This is a genomic window from Anaerolineaceae bacterium oral taxon 439 (assembly GCA_001717545.1).
Classification (GTDB): domain Bacteria; phylum Chloroflexota; class Anaerolineae; order Anaerolineales; family Anaerolineaceae; genus Flexilinea.
The window spans coordinates 524,922-542,055 of the sequence record CP017039.1; the positions used below are offsets into that span (position 1 = coordinate 524,922).

Genomic DNA, 17,134 nt, shown 5'->3' on the forward strand with positions numbered 1-17,134 from the left:
AGATGAGATTTTTAGTCGCTGGATACGGATCGATCGGCCGCCGGCATTTACGCAACCTGCGCGCCCTGGGGCAGGAGGATCTGGTGTTATTGCGTTCGGGACGCAGTACGCTCCCCGAGGATGAGATCAAAGATGTTCCCGTTGTCAGGACGATCGAAGCAGGGCTTTCCTATTGCCCCGACGGCGTCGTCGTCGCGAACCCCACCGCGCTGCATCTGGCGGTTGCGCTGCCGGCGTTGGCGGCCGGCTGCGCTGTTTTGATGGAAAAGCCGATCGACGGCGGGCTTCAACCGGTTCTCGCGGAGCGGGCGGCGCTTGAAGCGGGGGCGGATCGCTTCCTGATGGGGTTTCAGTACCGGTATCATCCTGGCCTGATCCAGGTACGCAGCCTGATTGCGGAAAATACGATCGGACGCGTCCTTTCCTACCGGATCCACTGGGGCGAATACCTCCCGGAATGGCACCCGTGGGAGGATTACCGCCGCTCGTACGCGGCGCGCGCGGATTTAGGCGGCGGCGTGCTGCGGACCCTCTGCCATCCGCTCGACTATAGCGCCTGGCTCTTCGGCGAACCGGCTCAGCTCTGGGGCTACAGCGGTAAGGTTTCCAATCTGGAGCTTGAGGTCGACGATCTGGCCGAGATCGGGATCCGGCATGAGACAGGGATTGTCGGCTCGATTCATCTGGACTATTTTCGCCGTGCGGCGCGGAACGACATGGAGATCGTCGGCAGCGAGGGCGTTATCCGCTGGCGGAACGACGACGGGCAGGTCTGCGTCCTGAAGCCGGGGCGGACGCCGGATCTCTGGACGCCGCCGGCGGGGTTCGAGCGGAACTGGCTCTTCCTGGAAGAGGCGCGTGAATTTATTGCCGTGGCGCGTCGTACTGCGGAACCGTCCTGCACGGTCGGCGACGGGATTCGCGTGATGCGGATGATTGAGGCTGTGCGGACGTCGATGACGGAGGAGCGCTTTGTCCGGCTGTAAACGGGGCGCAGGAGCGGAGAGCGCGCTTTGTCGCCGGAAGCCGCCCCGGTTGATCCTGCTGGACGCGGGCGCGCTCCTGGCGTATCTGATCCTCGCGATTGCGTTTACCCGCCCGCTTTGGGCGACGTTGACGGACGGGATTATCGGCCGGATTGGCGACAATATCTATTTTATCTGGCTGGTCGGCTGGTTTAAGAAGGCGTATTTTTCGCTCGGCGTCGATCCGATGAATGTCTGGTTCCTGAATTATCCGGCGGGCTGGTCGTTGGCGTCTACCGAAATTGCTCCGGCGCAGCTGGCGATCGCGGTCCCGTTCGCGCTCTTGGGCGGCGAGACGTTCGGGTATAACGCAGCGCTGCTGATCAGCTTCGCGCTGTCGGGCTGGTTCTGCTATCATTGGGTCGCGTCGCTGACCGGATCGCGCCGCGCCGGTTTCCTTTCCGGCGTGATTTTCGCCTGTCTCCCGTATCGTCAGGCGCATTTTCTGGCGGGTCACCTGAACCTGTCCGGGACGCAGTGGCTTCCGCTTTTTTTCTGGGGCTGGTTCGAGATTCTGCGGGCGGATCGCGCGGACGGGCGCGCTGCGCTGTGGCCGGCGCTGCTCGCTGCGTTGGGGCTGGGGCTGACCGCTCTCTGCTCTCAGTATTACGCGTTCATGCTGATATTTCTTTCCGGGTCGCTGATGATCCTGACGCTGGTCCTTCGGGACCGAAAGCGGTTCCGATCGGCGGCGTTCTGGAAGACGCTCGCGGCTTTCGTCGTTTTTTCGCTTCCGCTCCTGATCGTCGCGGAGGCGCCGTTCCTGACGCTGAACGCTTCGGGCGCGCTCCCCGACCGCGATCTTTCCGCCGTTCGGCAGTATTCCGCGTCGGTCAGCGATTTCTTCCTGCCGGCGACGACGCATTTCGCCTGGGGCGGGCGCGTCGGCTCGATATTTCGTCGGGACCTCTGGATCGAATCGACGTTATACCTCGGGGTCGCGGCGCTGGCGCTCTTTTTCGTCGGTCTGACGCTGCGGCGGCGCCCGGGAGGGGAACGGACGCGCTGGCTCTGGTTCCTGCTCTCTGCCGGCGTTCTTCTCAGCGCGCTTCTGGCGATGGGGACCGATCTGCATTGGAACGAGCGTCCGGTCGAACTGCCGCTGCCGTCGGCGCTGGCGGAGCGGCTGGGGCGCGGATCGCTCCCGCTCCTTCTCCCCGGATATTTCCTGTTCCGGTTCGTTCCGTTTTACGCGAAGATCCGGGCGACGATGCGTTTCGGCCTGTTTACCGGACTGTTCGTCGCCGTTGGCGCAGGGTTGGGCGCGGCCCGGCTCCTCGGTCGGACCCGGCGGCGATATGGCACGGCACTTTTTCTGGGCCTGATTTTAATCTGCGTCCTCGATTTTTATCCGAAATCGTTTCCGGAGCGCGCCGAAATCGCGCCGCGTCCGGTCGATCTCTGGCTGGCGGGAGAAGCGGGCGAAGGCGCGGTCATGCGGCTGCCGTTCGCGCTGAACGACGATCAGGCGGCGACGTACGCTACGCTGATTCATGGGAAGCCGTTCGTCGGCGGCTTTTTCAACGCTTTCCCGACGGCGCAGTATCGAAAAATTCGCCCGGTCATGGAGACGTTTCCTTCCATGGAGGCGCTTCAGCTCGCGAAGGAACTGGGCGTCGGTTATTTCATTCTCGAACGCGACGACGCGCTCCCGGAAGCGGAACGCGCCGCCGTCCAGGTCGCGACGGGCGAACGGGCGGAAGCGCTCGGACTGATCCGCCTGTATCAGGACGCGGACGTGATCGTCATGGGTTTTCAGGAGGACGAATGAGGCTCCGGATAAAAAATTCAAATTCATCGCTGCTTTGGGCTGGCGCGCTTGGAAGCGCGTTCGCCGGCGCGCTCCTGCTGTGGGTGAGCATGTCGCAGTCAGTCGGGATCGGCGGCGACGCGGTTATTTATCTCGAATCGGCGCGGAATTTTGCCGCCGGGCGCGGGATCGGACTGATCCAGCCGGACGGTACGTTCCGCCTGATCCCCTATTTCCCGCCGTTTTATCCGATCGTCCTCGCCGGTTTCGCGAAGCTCGGAATGGAAATCCTTTCGGCGGCGAAGCTGATCAATCTGGCCTGCTTTATGCTGATGATCGCGTTGGTCAGCTGGGGCGTCGGGCGGGCGGCGAAGCGCTGGTACGTCGGCTGGCTCTGCGGCGGGCTGCTGGCGGGGTCGCCGATTCTGGTTCCCGGGTATTCATGGGCGATGTCCGAGCCGCTGGCGAATTTATTCGCGGTGGGAGCGCTGGCGTTCCTGCTGCGTTCTTTTGAGGCGGAGGGCTGCGGGGCGTCGTTTGCGTTGTCGATCGGCTGCGCGGCGGCGGCGGCGGCGACGCGCTACTCGATGATCCTTGTCCCGATCGCCGGAGCGGGACTGACGCTGATCCTCGGCCGGAGCCGGACGGCGGCGCGCCGCGTTTTCGCGGCGTTCCTTTATGGGGCGGCGTCGCTGCTCCCGTTGGGGGGATGGATGGCGTATGATCATGCGGTGACGGCGACGACCGCGTCCCGTTCGCTTCTTGACCGTTCGGAGCTGACGCATGAAATTTTTCGCTACCTGCGGGAGATGGGGATCGTAATTCAGGGTTGGTTCGTTCCAGAATCATGGTTGGCGAGGCTCGATTGGCGGGAATTTCCGGCCCTGGCGGCTGCGCTGCTGCTGATCGGGCTGCTGCTGATTGTCCTGATCGCTGCGGCGACGGTTCGCATCGGGGGCGGCAGGGACCGGGACGAGCCGTCGAATACGCTGCTGCTGGCGGCGGCCGCGTTTATACTGGGATATATCGCGCTGATCGGCGCGGTTTCGGTAAGGACGTATCCGCCGATTACGATCGGCCAGCGCATGTTCCTTCCGGCGCACATTGCGGCGATCGTGGTTTTTTCGCTGTTGGTCGGGTCGGATTGGACGGCGCGGGAGGCGCGGACGAAAGCCGGCTTCGCGGTGACGGCGCTTTGCGCGCTGCTGGCCGTCGGGTTTTTTACGCTGAGAACCGTCCGGATCGCGCGCCAGAACGCTGTTTCCGGTTTCGCCTTCGACGCGCCGGGCTGGCGGGAATCGGAGACGATCGCGGCGCTGAAAACGCGGATGGGCGGCGACAGCGTGATTGTTTCGAACGAGGAAACGGCGCTGCGGCTGTACCTTGAGCGTCCGATCTGGCAGCTGCGCGAGATTTACGCCGGCGCGGGCGATCCGTTCCCGCCGTCGTTCAGCGACAGAACCGCCGCCACGGGAGATCCGGCGCGGGCGGCGATTCTCGCGCCGGACGGGATCCTCGTCCTTTTCGACAGTTTTGAAGATCAGCTGGCCGAGCTTTACGGCGGAAACGGCGCGGAGCTTGCGAAGCGGCTGACCGAGGGGCTGACGCTCGTTTACGACGGCGGCGACGGGAAGATTTACCGCTTCGACCCGGTTCCATAAAGGCGAAGGCGTTTCTCCTGTCCTGTCGTGAGAACGGGAAGAAAGTCATGAAAAAATAAGGATGTCATCAATTCGGGCGGGCGGACGCTGCTATAGCGCTGGGGTTCCGCTCCGTTTCTTCGAAATTTTCGCGGCTGAAAGACCAAAATACAGGCGTGCGGCGATACGGTTTTGCCTGTGTACCGAAAATATACGGCCGGTTTGAGCCTGCGCGGGTTCTATGCTAAAATTTATTTTGCGCTATATGCAGGGAAATCGGTTATGCGAAACCCTATATATAGCAAAAATGGAAACGCGAAATTGGCCCGGCGCGCTGCGGCTGGCAAGGCGGCGGCGATCGGGATCCTGAGGCTTCGAAACGGGACCGGCGAAAGGGGTTGATCCGATTGGAGGTTCCGGGCGTCATGTTGGATGGGCCGATTTCATAAAGGCGAGTATAATAGAACAAATGTTTGCGCAGATGGTGATTTTGTCTGCGGATTTGATTTCAGGAGAGCGTCAGATGATTTGTCCGTTTTGCGGTGCAGAAAAGACCCGTGTAATCGATACGGGCGAGAAGTGCGACGGCACGGTTGTTCAGCGTCGCCGGCAGTGCGTCAGCTGTAAAAAGCGATTTAATACGTATGAACGTTCCAGCCTTGGAATGCCGATGGTGATCAAGGAGGACGGCTCGCGGCAGACGTTCAGCCGGGATAAGCTGGCGCGCGGGATTCGGATTGCCTGCGCGAAGCGGCCGGTTCCGGCCGGACGGATCGACGCGCTCGTCGACGAGATTGAACGCGATTTACAGAATTCTACCAGACGGGAAATCAACTCCCGGACGATCGGCGACAAGGTCATCGCCGGACTGAAGACGATCGATCCGATCGCCTATATTCGCTACGCGATCGTCTATTTCAAGCTGGACGATTTATCCGCGATTCGGGCTGAAATCGATCGGCTGACTTCCGAAGGTTTATAAACGACAGCGCTTATGGAAAGGTTTGGTGAAGGCAGATGGGAAAATCGGAACTGACCGCTATTCCTCCGCTTCCGGAGGGTTTACCCAGGATCGAGCTGAGCGACAATTCAATTCAAGTTCTGCGGAAGCGTTACCTGCGCCGTGGGGCGAACGACGAACCGGTCGAAACGGTTGACGAGATGTTCTGGCGGGTTGCGTATAATATCGCGGCGGTTGAGGCGAATTACGGCGGCGGCGTCATAGACCGGGCGAAGCAGTTTTATTCGCTGATGACGACGCGGAAATTTTTCCCGAATTCGCCGACGTTTACCGGCGCAGGAACGCCGCTGGGTCAGCTGGCCGCCTGTTTCGTGCTCCCGATCAGCGACGACATGGGTAAAAAATCGACCGGAATTTTTCAGACGCTCCGCGACGCCGCGCTCATTCAGCAGACCGGCGGCGGAAACGGATTTTCATTTTCGCGCCTCCGTCCGAAGGGCATGATCGTTCGGTCGTCCGCCGGAAAAGCGACCGGTCCGGTCGGCTTTTTACGCGTGTATGACCATGCGTTCAACGAGGTCGCGCAGGGGGGATCCCGCCGCGGCGCCAACATGGCGGTTTTACGCGTGGATCATCCGGATATCGAAGAGTTCGTTACCTGCAAAACGAGCGAGAACGCGATTACCAATTTCAATTTATCTGTCGCGATGACCGACGATTTCATGCGCGCGGTTGAAGCTGACGCCGATTGGAACCTCGTTTATCCTGATCTGACCGCGCCGGATTTCCCTGCTGATTTTGACGGCGATGTGTCCGACGCGTTGAAGGCGGGGCTGCCGGTCCGCGTTTTCAAGACGCTGCGCGCCCGCGAGCTGTTCGACCTGATCGTGACGCAGGCGCATCACAACGGCGAGCCGGGGGTCCTTTTCGTCGACGCGGCGAATCGGGAAAATCCGATTCCGAACCTGTACCGGCTGGAATCGACGAATCCCTGCGGCGAGCAATGGCTCGGACCGTATGAGAACTGCTGTCTGGGGTCGATTAACCTTGCGCGGCATGGCAAAGAGGACGGCTCGATCGACTGGGCTGCGCTTCGCGAATCGGTCCAAACGGCGACGCGTTTTCTGGATGACGTTATTGACGCGAACGCTTACGTTCCCGCCGTTCCGCAGCTGCGGACCGCGGCGTTGACCGCGCGCCGGATCGGGCTGGGGATTATGGGGCTGGCGGATATGATGTACATGAACCGGATCCGCTACGGCTCGGACGAAGGTCAGGAGTTCGCCGCTCAGGTCATCGAGTTTATCCGCTTTCATACGATGAAGGAAAGCATGAGGCTGGCGAAGGAGCGCGGCGCGTTTAAAGCAATTCAGGGGTCCGTCTACGATCCGAAGGCTTTGAAATGGACCGCGCCGAAGCCGATCGCGCCGTACCGCTGCGATTTTGGCCGGCCGGCGGTCGATTGGGACGAGATTGCGGCTGAGCTTCGGGAAAACGGGATCCGAAACGCGGCGCAGCTGACGATCGCGCCGACGGGAACGATCGCGACGGTGATCGGCTGCGAAGGGTACGGCTGCGAACCGGTTTTCGCGCTGGCGTATATTCGTCACATGAACGATAACGGGAAGGACGTCCTGCTGACCTACGCCTCGCCGCAGTTCGAAGCGGCGCTGGTCCAGTCCGGGCTATCGGAGGAACAGCGGCAGTCGATCGTCAATCAGGTCATGTCGGAGGGCAGCTGCCAGTCGATCCTGGAGCTTCCCGACGAGATCCGGAATACCTTCGTCGTTTCCGCGGATATTACCGCGGTCGAGCATATCCGTACGCAGGCGGCGCTCCAGGCGTTCGTTGATAACAGTCTGTCCAAAACGGTTAATTTCCCGGCTGGTACGACGGTTGAGGAGGTTGCCGACGCGTATAAGATGGCGTGGAAGCTTGGTTGCAAGGGGACGACGGTGTATATTACCGGATCGCGCGACAAGGTTGTTTTAGAGACGCGGTCGACGATGGAAAAGAAGACGGACGGCGCGGAGGCACCGGACGAGCCGGCGATGCTTGCCGTTCCGGCTGGTGAAGAGGGACAGCAGATGCGCTTGTGGCATGATATTAAGAAGCCGCGTCCGCGCTCCCTTCGTGGCTTTACGTATAAAAGCGATACGCCGATCGGAAAATCGTTTATTACGATTAACGAAAACGGCGGCGACCAGCCGTTCGAGGTTTTTATCAATACGGCCAAAGCAGGATCGGAGACTTCGGCGATTTCGGAGGCGATCGGGCGGCTGATCTCGTATAACCTGCGGATGGCTTCGCCGGTTGAACCGGTTCGGCGGCTGAAGGATATCGCGGATCAGCTTCATGATATCGGCGGCGGTCGTTCGCTCGGTTTTGGCCCCAACCGCGTTCGCTCGCTTCCGGACGGGTTGGCGACGACGCTCCTGGACTATGTCCGCGAGCGGCGCGAGCGGATCGCGGCCGAGGAAGGCTTCCGGACCGCGGCGTCGGGTCCGATTTCACGAGCGGGGGAGACCCGCGAATCCGGGCCTGCCGGCGCGCTGAACGAGGATTCCGCGGGCTTCATGCGGATCGGCGATTTATGCCCTGAATGCGGCGAGGCGTCGGTGATCAACGAGGAAGGTTGCCGGAAGTGTTATAGCTGTGGATATTCTGAGTGCTAAGGAACGGCGCGATTCGTGATAAGTTGGATTGGCCGGGGCGGACGTTCCGATTAATGTTTTCTTAATGTTGAAATAGTTACAAGTCGGGAATCTGTAAGGGATGATGATGTTATACTCAATGCGACAACAACGGCGCGGATGACTGCGCTTTAGGACAAGAAAGGGATCTTATGAAGCTTGTAAAAGAATTTAATCAGTATCTGGCCAATTTAGCCGTCGTTACCTTCAAGCTGCACAACGTTCACTGGAATACGGTGGGGACGCAGTTTGTCCGGGTTCATGAGTACACCGAAGAGCTGTATGACGAAACGTTCGAGTTTTTTGACGCGGTCGCGGAAATTTTGAAAATGAATGACGTCACGCCGGATTCCCGGCTGGCGGATTATCTGAAGAACGCGACGATTTCCGAAGGCGAAAAAACGGTTTTTGACTGCCGCGAAGCTTTTGAGGTGGTGCTGGCCGATCTGAAGGCGCTGCGTGAGGAAGCGAACGCGCTGCGGAACGCCTGCGACGCCGAAGGGTGGTTTACCTCCGCGGCTTTATTCGAGGATCAGATCGAAAGCTACAACAAGCGGATCTGGTTCGTGAAGTCGATTCTGGCGGCTGCGTAAGCGAAAGCGTTTGTGGAATGGCTCGGCCCGCTCTGATGAGGTGCGGGCCGAATCTTTTTATGGGGTCCTTCCGGATCCAGCGGGACGCCGCGGATCCGTTTTATCGGAGTTTCAGCGCAGTGTCCGGGGCAATGGCTCGTTTTTCACAAAACGTCATAACTTAAAACGGATTCACACTTGACAGGATCCGATTAGTTAGGTATAACTAATAGTGTCAATGGCAAACGGATCGTTCGATCGAAAGGCATATCCTGACGATCGGCCGGAATTCATCAGGTAGCTCCTCCCAAGCGAACTGGGTTCCGGATACGGTTCTCCTGAACGCGTGTTTCCCTGACGCGATCAATGACCGCAAATTTTGGGTGCCTCCGATAGTGCGGTTGATATCTTGACATTTTTACTCCCTTTTCTTTAGACCGCTCAGCCTGACGATTCCTGCGTCAGGCTGAGAATTTTAAGCGCCAGTCATGGTTTTCGACGGGCTTTGGCGCTGAGCGTATCGACCCGGAGACGGATGACCGCAACGCCGGAAATCGCGGCCTCGGGAATCGCAGCGGCTTTCCCGTTCACCTGGATCAGGATCGATTCAAGGCCGGCGCGTTTTTCCGCCGGATCGTCGATCAGCTCGATGGATCCGGTCCCGATGATCGAGCGATAGGAAAAACTGTTCCGGCAGGCGATTTCGTGCGGCAGGGCTTCATGATCGCTGTCGATTTCGAAAGCCGCTTTCCCGCCCGGCTTCATGGACCGGATCGCGCGGATTTTTCGCCCATCCGGCGCGCTATGGAAATAGAGTGTCGGCGCGGCTTCGGTTTCCTTCCAGCGATAGCCGTAATTCAGGGGAACGATATACATGCCTTCCTCGTCCTGAAGCCCAAGGCGGCAGACGAGGCTTCGATTCAGGATATCCGCGATTTCGGCGCGGTCTTCGACTTGACGGTCTTTACGGCGCATGGGCGTGGTCATCATGAGCCTCCTGAGCGGGATAAATTTTGGGTTTGCTTCGATGTCTTCTTCATAAAAAAGATTATATCCTTCCGTTTACCGATTGGTCCGGTTGAAAATTAACTCGGATCGGGTATCATTTCAGAGATGAAGCAGACGGACTGTTTGAATATGAATGAATCTCGGTTATTCAGGAACGGAATAAATTAACTATGACGAATCCAGACGCGTTAAATTGCAGCTCAAAATCGTTTTTACTCCGGTTCATCCTTTTTCTTACCGGCTGTGCGGCGGTTTCATGGCTGCTGCTGACGATTCCGCTGGATCGGAACCCCGGTCTGATCGCGCGCCAGAAGCTGATCGTCCTCCCGGCGCTCTTCTTCCTTGCGTTCGCGGCGGCGAAGGCACGCCGCGCGGGGCTGCGGCTGGGTTTGAGCTGGCTGATGTACGCGGCGTTTTTGCTGCCTTTGATCGGGCTCTGGAACTCCGGCAGTTCGGATCAGTATATTTTCGCCGGGTCGATTCCGTTTTCCGACGCGTTTATTCATCGAAACAGCGTGCTGCGCTACCTTTACGGCGGAACGATGGGTCAGAGCTCCGCTGTGCGCCCGTTATCGCTGCTGTTCTACGCGGGAATTCTCTACCTGAGCGGGAATCATTTTTACCTGCTGTACGCGCTGACGGCGGCGGCGATCGCTCTTCTGGCGCTGAACGCGTTTCGGTTGATCGCGCGGCGCTTCGGCCCGGTCGCTGCGGCCGTTTTCTGGGTCCATACTTTTTTCTACGTCCGGCGTTTTATCGGGACGTTCATGACCGAGCCGGTTGCGGTTGCGGTTGGACTGGCGGCGCTGTGCCTGCTGATCGTCGGACTGAGCGAAAAACGGACGGGCGTCCTGATTTTCGGGCTGTCGGCGCTGTCGCTGGCGCTGAACCTGCGTCCCGCCGCAGTTTTGATGCTGGCGACGGCCGGGCTCTGGTTTTACGGCGTTTGGCTCCGGCGCGTCGAGCCCGGACGGTCGTGGCCGGAATGGAAACGGATTTTGATCGCAGGGTTTGCGCTGACGGCGATGCTGCTCCCGGTCTGGCTGAACGGTTTCGCGGGGAAGTGCGTTTACGAGCCCGGGGCGCTGCTGACGAATAATCAGGCGTACGAGATTCTGTACGGCTTATGTTTGGGCGGGAAGGACGCTTATCATGCGATGTTCCGAACGGAGCTGACGACCGCGTTCGGGACCGACGAGGCTTTGCCGCGTCTGCTTGGACTTTGCGCGGCGGAGTTTCGCGCGCGTCCGGAGAATATCCGGATGGCGCTGGAGGCGGTCTGGCTGCCGTACCTGTTTGATCCCGAGCGCGGGTTCTTTTCGTATTTTGACGGCGCGCGTCCGGCGTTCGTCGAAGGTTTTCGTTATGGCCTGATGGCGCTCTGGACGGCGGGGCTTGCGCTTCTCGTCCGGCGCAGGAAAGACGTGGACGCTTCCTTCTGGCTGGCGGCGGTTTTTGGGATTTTTATCTCCCGGTTTATCCTACCGCCGAATTATTTCAGGCTGCGGTACGATGCCGCGACGAACTGGGTGGCCGGATTTATTTTAGCGGTCGGGGCTCAGACCTGTTTCAACGGCTGCGTCCAGCGATGGGTTTTTTCCCGGAGAGAGCGTCCGGCTTTCGAGGCGGAAGCGCAGCGCGCGGAGCGGTGCGCAGCACTGCCATCGGCGCTGTTCCTGGGGGTTTTCGCGTTGATGATCGCCGCGGCGTTGGGACCGTTCCGCGCGTCTCCGGAGCCCGTTCCGGCGAAAAGCGGGCGGCGCTGCGCGGATGGGAGCGAGCCATGGCTGACGCGGATCGAACCGGGAAATTTTGTCGTGCTGCGGAATTATGACCTGCCCCTGCCGCACGCGCCGGCGTATCACCTGAATTACGTCCGGCCGGGGCTGCACGATACATCGGCGAGCGAGACGTTCGAATATACCGACGCGTTTTCCGGCGAGATGACGATTTTCAGCGGGCTGAATCTCGAAACGTTCGATGACCTGACCGTTTTCGCCGATTGGCCGCTTCCGGCGGATTCGGCTGGATTCGTCGAAGTCTGCGGAACGGAGATCGATCCGCCGCTTTACCGCCGGTACCACTATGTCGAAGCGAGCGAAGTCCGGGGCGTAGAGGCTCCCTGATCCCGCGCGGGCCCGGAGCCGTTCCGTTTTCACGCTTTGGAAAATCCGGGCGCAAATTCGGGTACAATAGAAAGCGGGGTAAAAGGGTTTCGGATTCGGGTTCCGCGCTAAAAATTAATCAGTTTTACGATTGACCTTGACCGCCGGGTCGAAATCCTTTATACTATGCTCTTGCACGCTGCGGAAAGGTCTGGGATGCTGGAGCGCGCAGAACGTTATCACGCGCCGACATAGCTCAATTGGCAGAGCAACCGCCTTGTAAGCGGTAGGTCATGGGTTCAAGTCCCATTGTCGGCTCACCCGGTTGTATATTGGTACGTGCGTTTGAAATGATTCGAACGCGCATACGAATCGACAACGGTTCGCAAACGGACGGTTACCCAAGTGGCCAACGGGGTCTGACTGTAAATCAGATAGCAGAAGCTTTCGGAGGTTCGAATCCTTCACCGTCCACTTCAGACGCGGCGTCAGTTCGGCTCTGAGCCGGACGAAACGTCTGAAACCGGGAGGCGGGACGCTTTCCGGATCGGGAACGCCCTCATAGCTCAGTCGGCAGAGCGCAGTCTTGGTAAGACTGAGGTCATGGGTTCAAGTCTCATTGAGGGCTCTTTTAACGAACGGACGTCGAGTCCTTTTTTATTGAGGAGAGAATAAAACATGGCAAAGCAGCATTTTGATCGAACCAAACCCCACCTGAACGTGGGTACGATGGGTCATATCGACCATGGCAAAACGACCTTGACCGCCGCGATCACGAAATATTGCGCGATGCTGGGTGGAGCGGATTTCCGTGCGTACGATCAGATCGATAACGCCCCGGAAGAAAAAGCGCGCGGGATCACGATTAATATTTCGCACGTGGAATATGAGACGAAGAACCGGCATTACGCTCATGTCGACATGCCGGGGCACCGGGACTATATCAAGAACATGATCACGGGAGCGGCGCAGGTCGACGGGGCGATCCTGGTAGTGGCGGCGCCGGACGGCCCGATGCCGCAGACGAAGGAACACGTCCTGTTAGCGCGACAGGTAGAAGTTCCGTCGATCCTGATCTTCCTGAACAAGACGGACCAGATGGACGATCCGGAGCTGCTGGAGCTGGTGGAGATGGAGCTGCGGGAGCTGCTGAATTCGTACGGGTTCCCTGGAGACGAAACGCCGATTATCCGGGGCTCGGCGCTGAAGGCGCTGGAGTCGACGTCGACGGACCCGAACGATCCGGTGTACAAGCCGATCGCCGACCTGATGGACGCGGTCGACACGTTCGTAAAGGAACCGCAGCGGGAAACGGACAAGCCGTTCATGATGCCGATCGAGGACGTGTTTTCGATCAAGGGTCGGGGGACGGTCGTGACGGGCCGCGCGGAACGGGGTATCATCAAGGTCGGGGATCCGGTTGAGATCGTCGGGCTGCGCGAAAAGAGCATGAGCTCGGTTTGCACGGGCGTCGAGATGTTCCATAAGATCGTGGACGAAGGTCAGGCGGGGGACAATCTGGGATTGCTGCTGCGGGGGATCGAGCGGACGGACGTGGAGCGAGGCATGGTCGTATCGAAGCCGGGATCGATCAAGCCGCATACGAAATTCAAGGCGAGCGTGTACGTCCTGAAGCGCGACGAAGGCGGACGGCATAAGCCGTTCTTCAACGGGTATCGGCCGCAGTTCTACATCCGGACGATGGACGTGACGGGCGTGATCACGCTGCCGGCGTCGGTAGAAATGGTGATGCCCGGGGACAACGTCGAGATGGAAGTCGAGCTGATTATCCCGGTAGCGCTGGAACAGGGATCGAAATTCGCGATCCGCGAAGGCGGGCTGACGGTTGGCGCCGGCGTGATCACCGAAATTATCGCGTAAATGATATTGAGACGCGCTGAAAGAGAACGGAAATGGCTTCAAAACGTAAAGATGTTCGCCCGGTGATTACCTTCGCGTGCACCGAATGCAAAGAGCGGAATTATGTTTCCGAGAAGAATCGCCGGAACGATCCCGGTCGGATGGAAATCAGCAAGTTCTGCCCGCGCTGCCGGAAGCACACGCTGCACCGCGAATCGAAGTAAAGATGGGTTTTTCCATACCCGGGGCGTTCTTCGTTCCGGGTATCTCAGGTGAATAGCTCAATTAGGCAGAGCGCCTGTCTCCAAAACAGGAGGTTGTGGGTTCGATTCCTGCTTCACCTGCTCGAAAAAGCAGCGCCGCTTGAAACAGAGCGGCGCTTATTTCCTTGAAATACCGGCGACCGATAGACGAAGGAGATCTGAAGAAAATGGCTACGGATAAGAAAACTGAATCAGCGGCGAAATCGCCCGTAAAAAAAGACGCCCAGAAGAAGAAGCCGTCCCGCGTGGAGAAATGGTGGAATGAAACGCTCGGCGAGCTCCGCCGCGTTACCTGGCCGACGAAGGATGACGCGATTCAGATGACGAAAATCGTGCTCGTCGTCGTTTTCGCCATGGCGGCGTTTCTTGGGGTTGTTGACTTCGTATTTTCGGAGCTTTTCAGGTTGATTATCAGCTGATCCATCCTGTCAGGAAGTTGGAGAAAATATGGAATCTTACGATATCGAGCTTTCGAACTCGGGAACTGGATCGGACCCTTTAAGCGAGGCGTTCAGCGCTAAGGAAGGAAGAGCGCGCGAGGCGAGCGCGAAAAAAGCCAGAGCGTCGGCTCAGGCTTCGGCTAAAGCCTCGAAGAAGGGCGCCGAAGAACCGGAACAGGTCGAAGCGACCCACGAGCGCGGCTGGTTCGTGATCAATTGCTACTCCGGATACGAGAAAAAAGTCCGGAAAAACCTGTCGCAGCGGATCGAGTCGATGGGCATGAAAGAGTACATCTTTGATATCGTCGTTCCGACGCAGGAGGAAATCGAAGTCAAAGACGGAAAACGCGTCACGATCGACCGCCTGATTTTCCCCGGCTATCTGCTCGTGAATATGATCCTGACGGAGGAGTCCTGGTTTATCGTTCGGAATACCCCGGGCGTGACCGGCTTCGTTGGGATGGGGAACCAGCCGACTCCGCTCCGGCAGGAAGAGGTCAACGGAATTATCAAGCGCATGGAAGCGCAGGCGCCGGTCGTCAACGCGAATTTCAAGCTTGGCGAGAAAGTCCGGATCATTGACGGGCCGTTCAACGATTTCCGCGGCAATATTGCCGAAATCGACATGGAAAAGACGAAGGTCCGCGTCATGGTCAATTTTTTCGGACGCGAAACGCCGGTCGAGCTCGACTTTTTGCAGGTTGAGAAGTGCTGATCGGAAGGTGTGGATAGGAGGTTCGGCGACGAACTTCTGATGATCATGTGGAAGGGCTTCGGTCCGCTACTACCACGAGGAGAAAAGAATGGTAAAAAAGATTAAAGCAGTCGTCAAGTTGAATTTGAACGCCGGCAAGGCGAATCCGGCGCCGCCGGTCGGGCCGGCGCTGGCGGGCCATGGGATCAATATCATGGCTTTCTGTAAGGAATATAACGCCCGGACGCAGAATCGCGTCGGCGAAGTTATCCCTGCGGAAATTACCGTTTTTTCGGACGGTTCGTTTACGTTCGTATTGAAAACGCCGCCGACAACATTCCTGATCAAGAAAGCCTCTGGCCTTGAAAAAGGGTCGGGTCTGGCGAGCAAGGGCAAGGAAGGCAAGATCACGCGCGCGCAGATCCGCGAAATCGCTGAAACGAAATTCAACGACACGAACGCCGTCGATATCGAAGGGGCGATCCGCCAGATTGAAGGCAGCGTCCGCAACATGGGAATTCAGATCGTTGACTGATCAGGAACGGTGGGAGAGGCGCAGCCTCGACAGGACCACAAGGAGAAAAAATGGCAAAACATGGTAAGAAATTTACAGACGCGGCGAAAAAAGTTGATCGCAGCGTTTATTACAGTCCGCGTGAAGCGGTCGCGTTAGCGAAGGATACGTCGACGACGAAGTTCGACTCCACGATCGAGATCCATATCAATACGTCGCTGGATCCGCGTCAGGCGGATCAGCTCGTCCGCGACGTCGTCGTTCTCCCGAACGGCCTCGGCAAGTCGGTCCGCGTCCTCGTTTTCGCCCAGGGCGAAGGGGTCGCGTTAGCGAATGAAGCCGGCGCGGATTACGTCGCTGATTCTGAGGACTGGATCAAGAAGATCCAGGATGGCTTTACCGATTTCGACGTCGCGATCGCGACGCCGGACATGATGGCGAAGGCCGGGCGGTTGGGACGCGTTCTCGGTCCGCGCGGCCTGATGCCGAACCCGAAGGCCGGGACGGTCGTTCCCGCCGCCGAGCTCCCGCGCGTGATCAGGGAAGCGAAAGCCGGCCGCGTTGAGTTCCGTCTCGATAAATCCGCGAATCTCCATGCGCCGATCGGGAAATCTTCCTTCCCGGTCCAGGCGCTCTACGAGAACCTGCAGGCGTTCATGGAAGCCGTCCGCAAGGCGAAGCCCGCCGGCGCGAAGGGCGCGTACATCCGCCGGGTGACGCTGACCTCGACGATGGGCCCCGGCGTCCGCGTCGACGCGTCGCAGGCGCAGTCGATGCAGAATTATTCGGAATAAAAAAGATCCGATTTTAGGAAATCATTGCCGTTGGCAGACCCCGGAACCGCAGGCGAGGGGGTCTGCCAACGGTTTTTCATTTTCAGAGTCCTGAAAGTCGGAAGTTTCGGGCGAATATGATTAAAGCTTTTTCCTGACTAAACAATATCCGATCCCTTGAGGATGGTACGAAAAATAGCGTCTGATGACGTGAAAGCCGGGGTTTTCCCCGGTTTCCACAAAAAAAAAACACCTGCGTAAAAAGTCAGCGTCTGAAGCGGATCATTCCAGAAGACGCTTATTCGCACGGATGACGATATGACCCGTTTCACCGCCGAAGTACGTCGTCGCCGCTGATGGTGATGTCGCTGGCCGTGCCGCCGATGCCCGCGGCTGTCAGGCTGCCGTTATTGTTGGCATCGCTGGCGGTCAACTCGCCGTCATTGTTTGTCTCCAACCCGGCATGGCCGTCGCCGCCTTGCAGCGTGTTATCGCCGTTCAGCTCGATGTTCACGTTCCCCTCGCCGTTGGTGGAAACCGCTGCCTCGTCCCCGCCGCTGGCGTCGATGTTCAGGTTCTCGAACGCCACGTTTGCGGTCTGGCCGACTTCTGCGTTGATGGCGACGGTGTTGGTGTCAGACGATCCGGTGATCGCCGGGGCATCGTCTGGAACATCAACCTGCGTTCCCTGTGTAACGGTTTGCCCGCCGCCCTCGGCGTTGACCGCAATATCTCCGTTCGCGATGTTCCAGTCCCCGGCGAAGACCGGCGTAAGCTGACCTGCCGGCAACAAAAAAGCGCTGAGCGCTGAAAAACCCCTTCGCTTCTCATGTATA

Annotated in this window: 16 protein-coding genes and 4 tRNA genes; 18 read left to right on the forward strand and 2 right to left on the reverse strand. The window is 58.8% G+C overall.

Annotated features, from left to right (window positions below; translation table 11 throughout):
* The first annotated feature begins 2 nt into the window (after positions 1–2).
* The 7 genes from BEQ56_02470 (at position 3) to BEQ56_02500 (ending at position 8,662) form a co-directional block, all read left to right on the forward strand.
* On the forward strand, positions 3–986 hold the full coding sequence (locus BEQ56_02470; protein ID AOH42443.1) for a hypothetical protein: 984 nt from the start codon (positions 3–5) through the stop codon (positions 984–986).
* Positions 973–2,796: a hypothetical protein gene (locus BEQ56_02475; GenBank protein AOH42444.1), complete on the forward strand. Its 1,824-nt coding sequence runs from the start codon at positions 973–975 to the stop codon at positions 2,794–2,796. Before BEQ56_02470 ends, BEQ56_02475 begins: the two co-directional genes overlap by 14 nt.
* On the forward strand, positions 2,793–4,436 hold the full coding sequence (locus BEQ56_02480) for a hypothetical protein (protein AOH42445.1): 1,644 nt from the start codon (positions 2,793–2,795) through the stop codon (positions 4,434–4,436). The genes BEQ56_02475 and BEQ56_02480 overlap by 4 nt, the downstream gene beginning before the upstream one ends.
* Before the next feature lie 177 nt (positions 4,437–4,613).
* Positions 4,614–4,817, forward strand: a complete 204-nt coding sequence (locus tag BEQ56_02485; GenBank protein ID AOH42446.1) for a hypothetical protein — start codon at positions 4,614–4,616, stop codon at positions 4,815–4,817.
* A 121-nt stretch (positions 4,818–4,938) separates the two neighbouring features.
* The gene (locus BEQ56_02490) at positions 4,939–5,397 is read left to right on the forward strand and encodes a transcriptional regulator NrdR (protein ID AOH44366.1); all 459 of its coding nucleotides are present in this window, start codon (positions 4,939–4,941) and stop codon (positions 5,395–5,397) included.
* Positions 5,398–5,432: 35 nt separating this feature from the next.
* Complete coding sequence (locus BEQ56_02495; protein AOH42447.1) at positions 5,433–8,051, forward strand: ribonucleotide reductase; 2,619 nt, start codon at positions 5,433–5,435, stop codon at positions 8,049–8,051.
* Positions 8,052–8,221: 170 nt separating this feature from the next.
* A complete protein-coding gene (locus BEQ56_02500; protein ID AOH42448.1) occupies positions 8,222–8,662 on the forward strand; it encodes a DNA starvation/stationary phase protection protein in 441 nt (146 codons plus the stop codon).
* 465 nt (positions 8,663–9,127) lie between these two features.
* On the opposite strand, the gene BEQ56_02505 is transcribed toward BEQ56_02500, so the two are convergent.
* Positions 9,128–9,616 carry a hypothetical protein gene (locus BEQ56_02505; protein ID AOH42449.1) on the reverse strand — a complete coding sequence of 163 codons (489 nt, stop codon included), beginning with the start codon at positions 9,614–9,616 and terminating at the stop codon, positions 9,128–9,130.
* 203 nt (positions 9,617–9,819) lie between these two features.
* On the opposite strand from BEQ56_02505, the gene BEQ56_02510 reads away from it, so the two are divergent.
* The 11 genes from BEQ56_02510 to BEQ56_02560 all read left to right on the forward strand — a co-directional run bounded on the left by BEQ56_02510 (position 9,820) and on the right by BEQ56_02560 (position 16,319).
* Positions 9,820–11,775: a hypothetical protein gene (locus BEQ56_02510; protein AOH42450.1), complete on the forward strand. Its 1,956-nt coding sequence runs from the start codon at positions 9,820–9,822 to the stop codon at positions 11,773–11,775.
* A 224-nt stretch (positions 11,776–11,999) separates the two neighbouring features.
* Positions 12,000–12,072 (forward strand) — tRNA-Thr (locus BEQ56_02515).
* A 73-nt stretch (positions 12,073–12,145) separates the two neighbouring features.
* Positions 12,146–12,228 (forward strand) — tRNA-Tyr (locus BEQ56_02520).
* Positions 12,229–12,309: 81 nt separating this feature from the next.
* Positions 12,310–12,382 (forward strand) — tRNA-Thr (locus BEQ56_02525).
* A 50-nt stretch (positions 12,383–12,432) separates the two neighbouring features.
* Positions 12,433–13,635, forward strand: a complete 1,203-nt coding sequence (locus tag BEQ56_02530; GenBank protein AOH42451.1) for a translation elongation factor Tu — start codon at positions 12,433–12,435, stop codon at positions 13,633–13,635.
* A 32-nt stretch (positions 13,636–13,667) separates the two neighbouring features.
* Positions 13,668–13,838 (forward strand): 50S ribosomal protein L33, encoded by a 171-nt coding sequence (locus tag BEQ56_02535; GenBank protein AOH42452.1) that lies wholly within the window; start codon positions 13,668–13,670, stop codon positions 13,836–13,838.
* A gap of 46 nt (positions 13,839–13,884) precedes the next feature.
* A tRNA-Trp gene (locus BEQ56_02540) sits at positions 13,885–13,958 on the forward strand.
* Positions 13,959–14,122: 164 nt separating this feature from the next.
* Positions 14,123–14,296 carry a preprotein translocase subunit SecE gene (locus tag BEQ56_02545; GenBank protein ID AOH44367.1) on the forward strand — a complete coding sequence of 58 codons (174 nt, stop codon included), beginning with the start codon at positions 14,123–14,125 and terminating at the stop codon, positions 14,294–14,296.
* Positions 14,297–14,525: 229 nt separating this feature from the next.
* Positions 14,526–15,032 carry a transcription termination/antitermination protein NusG gene (locus tag BEQ56_02550; GenBank protein ID AOH44368.1) on the forward strand — a complete coding sequence of 169 codons (507 nt, stop codon included), beginning with the start codon at positions 14,526–14,528 and terminating at the stop codon, positions 15,030–15,032.
* Between the two features lie 88 nt (positions 15,033–15,120).
* Positions 15,121–15,546 (forward strand): 50S ribosomal protein L11, encoded by a 426-nt coding sequence (locus BEQ56_02555; protein AOH42453.1) that lies wholly within the window; start codon positions 15,121–15,123, stop codon positions 15,544–15,546.
* A gap of 50 nt (positions 15,547–15,596) precedes the next feature.
* Entirely contained in the window at positions 15,597–16,319 is a 723-nt protein-coding gene (locus BEQ56_02560) for a 50S ribosomal protein L1 (GenBank protein AOH42454.1), read from the forward strand.
* 307 nt (positions 16,320–16,626) lie between these two features.
* On the opposite strand, the gene BEQ56_02565 is transcribed toward BEQ56_02560, so the two are convergent.
* Entirely contained in the window at positions 16,627–17,088 is a 462-nt protein-coding gene (locus BEQ56_02565) for a hypothetical protein (GenBank protein ID AOH42455.1), read from the reverse strand.
* Positions 17,089–17,134: the final 46 nt, after the last annotated feature.

What these genes read in the sequence shown, in the direction of transcription:
- BEQ56_02470 (AOH42443.1), top strand. Translation starts at nt 3, where the DNA reads ATGAGATTTTTAGTCGCTGGATACGGATCGATCGGCCGCCGGCATTTA.
- BEQ56_02480 (AOH42445.1), top strand. Translation starts at nt 2,793, where the DNA reads ATGAGGCTCCGGATAAAAAATTCAAATTCATCGCTGCTTTGGGCTGGC.
- BEQ56_02490 (AOH44366.1), top strand. Translation starts at nt 4,939, where the DNA reads ATGATTTGTCCGTTTTGCGGTGCAGAAAAGACCCGTGTAATCGATACG.
- BEQ56_02495 (AOH42447.1), top strand. Translation starts at nt 5,433, where the DNA reads ATGGGAAAATCGGAACTGACCGCTATTCCTCCGCTTCCGGAGGGTTTA.
- BEQ56_02500 (AOH42448.1), top strand. Translation starts at nt 8,222, where the DNA reads ATGAAGCTTGTAAAAGAATTTAATCAGTATCTGGCCAATTTAGCCGTC.
- BEQ56_02505 (AOH42449.1), bottom strand. Translation starts at nt 9,616, where the DNA reads ATGCGCCGTAAAGACCGTCAAGTCGAAGACCGCGCCGAAATCGCGGAT.
- BEQ56_02510 (AOH42450.1), top strand. Translation starts at nt 9,820, where the DNA reads ATGACGAATCCAGACGCGTTAAATTGCAGCTCAAAATCGTTTTTACTC.
- BEQ56_02530 (AOH42451.1), top strand. Translation starts at nt 12,433, where the DNA reads ATGGCAAAGCAGCATTTTGATCGAACCAAACCCCACCTGAACGTGGGT.
- BEQ56_02535 (AOH42452.1), top strand. Translation starts at nt 13,668, where the DNA reads ATGGCTTCAAAACGTAAAGATGTTCGCCCGGTGATTACCTTCGCGTGC.
- BEQ56_02555 (AOH42453.1), top strand. Translation starts at nt 15,121, where the DNA reads ATGGTAAAAAAGATTAAAGCAGTCGTCAAGTTGAATTTGAACGCCGGC.
- BEQ56_02560 (AOH42454.1), top strand. Translation starts at nt 15,597, where the DNA reads ATGGCAAAACATGGTAAGAAATTTACAGACGCGGCGAAAAAAGTTGAT.